Annotated in this window: 8 protein-coding genes; all 8 read right to left on the minus strand. The window is 35.6% G+C overall.

Features of this window, described 5'->3' with window-relative positions:
* Window positions 1-110: 110 nt before the first annotated feature.
* Window positions 111-302: a hypothetical protein gene (locus tag IM509_RS16650; protein ID WP_072926194.1), complete on the minus strand. Its 192-nt coding sequence runs from the start codon at window positions 300-302 to the stop codon at window positions 111-113.
* 241 nt (window positions 303-543) lie between these two features.
* On the minus strand, window positions 544-789 hold the full coding sequence (locus tag IM509_RS16655) for a DUF2442 domain-containing protein (RefSeq protein ID WP_052276673.1): 246 nt from the start codon (window positions 787-789) through the stop codon (window positions 544-546).
* A gap of 4 nt (window positions 790-793) precedes the next feature.
* The gene (locus tag IM509_RS16660) at window positions 794-1,042 is read right to left on the minus strand and encodes a DUF4160 domain-containing protein (RefSeq protein ID WP_002736965.1); all 249 of its coding nucleotides are present in this window, start codon (window positions 1,040-1,042) and stop codon (window positions 794-796) included.
* Window positions 1,043-1,231: 189 nt separating this feature from the next.
* Window positions 1,232-1,453 carry a hypothetical protein gene (locus IM509_RS16665; RefSeq protein ID WP_052276672.1) on the minus strand — a complete coding sequence of 74 codons (222 nt, stop codon included), beginning with the start codon at window positions 1,451-1,453 and terminating at the stop codon, window positions 1,232-1,234.
* Window positions 1,419-1,691 carry a BrnT family toxin gene (locus IM509_RS16670; protein ID WP_052276671.1) on the minus strand — a complete coding sequence of 91 codons (273 nt, stop codon included), beginning with the start codon at window positions 1,689-1,691 and terminating at the stop codon, window positions 1,419-1,421. The genes IM509_RS16665 and IM509_RS16670 overlap by 35 nt, the downstream gene beginning before the upstream one ends.
* 117 nt (window positions 1,692-1,808) lie before the next feature.
* Window positions 1,809-2,093 (minus strand): type II toxin-antitoxin system RelE/ParE family toxin, encoded by a 285-nt coding sequence (locus IM509_RS16675; protein ID WP_052276670.1) that lies wholly within the window; start codon window positions 2,091-2,093, stop codon window positions 1,809-1,811.
* Window positions 2,086-2,304: a hypothetical protein gene (locus IM509_RS16680; RefSeq protein ID WP_004159878.1), complete on the minus strand. Its 219-nt coding sequence runs from the start codon at window positions 2,302-2,304 to the stop codon at window positions 2,086-2,088. Before IM509_RS16680 ends, IM509_RS16675 begins: the two co-directional genes overlap by 8 nt.
* A gap of 277 nt (window positions 2,305-2,581) precedes the next feature.
* Window positions 2,582-3,426 (minus strand): adenine-specific methyltransferase EcoRI family protein (locus tag IM509_RS16685; protein ID WP_287717190.1); only part of this gene is annotated, 845 nt, incomplete at its 5' end.

Genomic DNA, 3,426 nt, shown 5'->3' on the forward strand with positions numbered 1-3,426 from the left:
ACACTGGGGTAAAGTTGATTCAGAAGGCAATGGCAGAGTTGGAAAAACAGATTAATCGACTTCCCCATTTGCCAAAGTGGTTTGTGGAAATCCCTTATCAAACCACTTGACTATTGGATCATCTTTTTTATGGAGTTCTCTAATGAAAATTTTTGCCAGTCTTCATCTTGCCAATTACTATATTCTGGAATGTCGTTTGGCTCAGGGGAAATTAATCGGGTAAAGTTGGCAATTTTTTCAACAATGTCATCAGGTAATCGGTCAATCTGTTGGTGAAGTTCTTCACGAATTGTAGCAGACATAATTTAAATTATTTGATTAAGGTGTAGAATGGATGGTATTAATTATAACTCAGATATTGGGTGGTAATCTGGGAAAAAGTAATGTTGGGTTTCTACAAGATCAGCGATCTGCTACGCAGTGCCTTCGGCATCGCTCTCCTTATCCCCAAAAAGCGATCGCCCTTGGCGTTCCTATCCCGAGCAATGACAATTTCAAAGTTTAATCAAGAAGATGACAGCGATCGCACTACAAGATCGGCAATCATAGTTCAATTCCATTGATCCAAATTTCATACTCGCTTATATCAACTTCATCATTCCAAACGATTCCGCTACCTGATGGATCAAGTTGAAAGTTTTTAAAGAAAGTATAGTTTTTAAGGGAAGAAAACATCGTTTTTTCTAGTAGATTTTCACAGTTATATTTTCTAGCTTGATGATTAGAAAAATGCACCAATAGAGTATAATTTTCAATGATTTCGGCTGATGTTATTTTGGGGTAAAGCATTGTTTTATTTCAAAGGTGGTAATTTATTAAATTCTTGAGTGTTCCACATTTTCAATAATTCTGATTGATAGATTGTTGCCCATTCTACAACCATTTTTGTGGCTCTATTAGGTAAGTCTCCTTCAATTATTTCTAAGGTTTCCAGATTAAATAGGGCGTTATATTCTCCATAAATCGCATGAAAATGGGGAGGTGGATGATCGGCAAAAAAGATTTTAATGATAATTCCATAAAATCGAGTAATTTCTGGCATAAATCTATTTTTATAAGTCTTGCTTTATGACAAAAATATTATAACAAAGCTTGTTGGGTTTTGTTACCTCGACCTAAACGACAAGATCAGCGATCTGCTACGCAGTGCCTTCGGCATCGCACTCCTCATCCGCAAAAAGCGATCGCACTTGGCGTTCCTATCCCAAGCAATGACAATTTTAAAGTTTAATCAACAAGATGACAGCGATCGCACTACAAGATCGGCATCTGTGATTGATGTACGGTGAAACTCATTTAATTCTTGTTGAGATAGGGGGAGACAGTCCGAATCTGCTTCGGCTGCTTTGTCAATTTCTTCCTCAGTCATTGCTTCAACTTTTTCCCAATCTGTCTTACCATGACTAACATTTTCGGGATCAAGTCTGAGTCTGGTAATATTGTCGTCGTTCATTTTTATTGGCTCTCCTTGCTGAAATAATGCGGTATCTGCCGTTTCTTTTGGTATAGACGACCAATAAAACTACTTGATTAACTATACCGATTACTTGAATTCTAGTTTCATTATAATCACGTTTATCTTCTCTTTCCAAACAGTTGGGATCTAGAAAAATGTTTTTTGCATCTTCAAAATCAATTTTATGCTTGAGCAAGTTGGCAGCAGCTTTATTATTGTCCCATTCTATCTCCATTTTATCGAGATTTTGTATCTAGTTCATAATATTTTGGATTATACATGATCGCCCTTTCCCATCATCAAAAAGCGATCACCAACTCCGAAACCTTGCTAACATAATAAAAAATCATATTCAATAAACCTCATCGTGAGTTCCAATATCAATTAGGTTGATCTCTTCTTCTTGGGTTTCAGGGTTTGATTCAAAATTGAAAATAATTCGACAATCATATTCGACAGAAAAAGCCCAAGCACCTGACAATTTCCCCTTTAGTTTATGGGTGCGTAATATTGGATTATAGGGATCGTCAGCGAGTAGTCTCAATTTGGCTTCTATTTTTGATTTTAAGTCAGGTTGTCGTTTAATCCTTGTTTTGAAAGCGCGTTTAAATGATTGGCTAAAAACCAAGTTAATCATTGTTTAGTTCGGCAATGATGGAATCAACATCTCCTCGAAAAACATTACCATTTTGATAGTCTTGTCGAGCTTGAGAAATACTTTGAGCAATTTGTTCTCGTCTTTTTTCGATTTGCCGATGTTTAACAATATTGATCAAGTCATCTTGTTCATCAAAAGAGAGATAGTCAATCATTTCTAAGATTTGACTAAATTGCATTGTTGGCGGCATTGTTACTTTCCCTTTTTTCAATACAGACTTTTATTTTACTCTGCTTGGGCAATAATGACATCCGCGATCGCGGATCGATGACAACTTTCCAACTCACAAAGAGAGATCGCCCCTCTTCATTCCCAAAAAGCGATCGCTCTTGGCGTTCCTATCCCAAGCAATGGCAGTTTTAAAGTTTAATCAAGAGGATAACGGCGATCGCACTGCCATCAATGTGCATGGTGCGTTCCCCAAAAGCGATCGCTGGAGCAGCAGGACTTGCATTAGGGAACGCACCCTAGGACTGAGTTATACATTGTTTTTCTTTGTCAGTTAAATCAATATATTCTGTTTGTATTCGTTTATTCTTGATTAGTATTCTAAAATAAGGACATTTCCCATTTACTGATAAATCTTTATCATCATTCCCTTTCCTGAATTTAATTATTTCAAATTGGTCGGGATTAAATTTATGTAAAAATGTTATTGGTACACCCATAACCCCCTTGAAGTCTAAGGGAATGTCTTGGGTTTTATTGACATTAATTCCATCATAATTGTCATATTTGGGATATTCAGCTTCATTGCCAAAATATCTTTTTGTGAGAGCTATATCTTCCTGCCGCTTTGATGTGTCTAAGTTTGTTAACCATAAACAATTATTTGGAGAAACTATCCTATTTCCAGAATTGTCAATACGAGCCTCTGTTCCATAAAGTTCATATTGTTCGGGAACAATGAAACCAGAAATACCTCTACCAAGATTTATTCCTAACCAGGCTTTGTTTTCTTTAATTAGTTTGAAAATTTCTTTATAGGTTATTGCATTAATATTGCCAATGATCAAAAACTTTTTGTCGTATTTAACTAATTGAGCTACATATTCTCTGAATAATGAAAATGGGGGATTAGTAACAACAACATCAGACTTGTTTAATAGTTCAATACTTTCAGGACTACGAAAATCTCCATTCCCATTAAAGTAAACAATGTCAGTGGAAATAGGTTTATTTTTTTCTCTCTCTGTACCTGTATATTCAAAGAAAAAACCCTTTTCATCTTCTTCTGTATTAAATAAATCTCTCACTTGTTCTCGATAACAAGATGTTATTATTTTTTTTAGGCCTAACTTTTTGAAGTTTG

This window comes from Microcystis sp. M31BS1 (assembly GCF_020245285.1).
Taxonomy (GTDB): domain Bacteria; phylum Cyanobacteriota; class Cyanobacteriia; order Cyanobacteriales; family Microcystaceae; genus Microcystis; species Microcystis panniformis.

Coding starts and splice junctions, on each gene's coding strand:
- IM509_RS16650 (WP_072926194.1), bottom strand. CDS start 302: ATGTCTGCTACAATTCGTGAAGAACTTCACCAACAGATTGACCGATTA.
- IM509_RS16655 (WP_052276673.1), bottom strand. CDS start 789: ATGCTTTACCCCAAAATAACATCAGCCGAAATCATTGAAAATTATACT.
- IM509_RS16660 (WP_002736965.1), bottom strand. CDS start 1,042: ATGCCAGAAATTACTCGATTTTATGGAATTATCATTAAAATCTTTTTT.
- IM509_RS16665 (WP_052276672.1), bottom strand. CDS start 1,453: ATGAACGACGACAATATTACCAGACTCAGACTTGATCCCGAAAATGTT.
- IM509_RS16670 (WP_052276671.1), bottom strand. CDS start 1,691: ATGGAGATAGAATGGGACAATAATAAAGCTGCTGCCAACTTGCTCAAG.
- IM509_RS16675 (WP_052276670.1), bottom strand. CDS start 2,093: ATGATTAACTTGGTTTTTAGCCAATCATTTAAACGCGCTTTCAAAACA.
- IM509_RS16680 (WP_004159878.1), bottom strand. CDS start 2,304: ATGCCGCCAACAATGCAATTTAGTCAAATCTTAGAAATGATTGACTAT.